General features: G+C 69.1%; 1 protein-coding gene. It reads left to right on the forward strand.

Annotated elements, in window-relative coordinates:
• The coding region (locus J7528_RS23795) for an SMP-30/gluconolactonase/LRE family protein (protein ID WP_291879811.1) at positions 1-580 on the forward strand (580 nt) is incomplete at its 5' end.
• Between the last annotated feature and the right edge of the window lie 148 nt (positions 581-728).

Genomic DNA, 728 nt, shown 5'->3' on the forward strand with positions numbered 1-728 from the left:
GACCGCCCCGGGCCAGTACGTCGACACCAGCGGCCGTGCCACCCTGGTCCTGCCGGCCTCGGCCACCCTGAGCGTGACCCACAAGTTCAACGACCGCTGGTCGCTGATGGCCGACGTCTCGCGCACGGCGTGGAAGCCGGCGTTCGACCAGGTCACGGTCGATTTTGCGTCCAACCAGGACGGCACGGTGTCGGTGGTCGACGACAGCATCGCCAATCCCAACGGCATCGCCCTGTCGCCGGACGGCAACACGCTTTACGTAAGCGGCGGCGGCGACCACGGCCTGCTGCGCGCGTACACGCTGGTCGACGGCCGGCCGCAGGCGCATCGCGACCTCGTCACCGACGCGGTCATTCCCGACGGCCTGGCGGTCGACTGCCTCGGCAACATCTACCTCACCGAGCACACCCGCCAGCATGTGCGCGTGCTTTCGCCGGAAGGCCAGGCGCTGGCGATGATCAAGGTCGACGCGAACGTGACCAACGCTGCATTCGGCGGGCCGCAGCGGCGCACGCTGTACCTCACCGGTGCCGGCGCGGTGTGGTCGATCGAGCTGCCCGTGGCCGGGCTGCCGTACTGAGCACGGCGGGCGCCGCGGCAGCGATGGCGCCGGCAAAGAAAAAGCCCCGCCGGAGCGGGGCTTTTTCGTGTCGCAGGACGGCGGTTCCGATCAGAACTTGTAGTTGATCGAAGCGGCGAGGATGTCGCCGCCCACGTCGTACTTGCCC

Origin of the sequence: Caulobacter sp., assembly GCF_017744445.1 — a bacterium.
GTDB lineage: Bacteria > Pseudomonadota > Alphaproteobacteria > Caulobacterales > Caulobacteraceae > Caulobacter.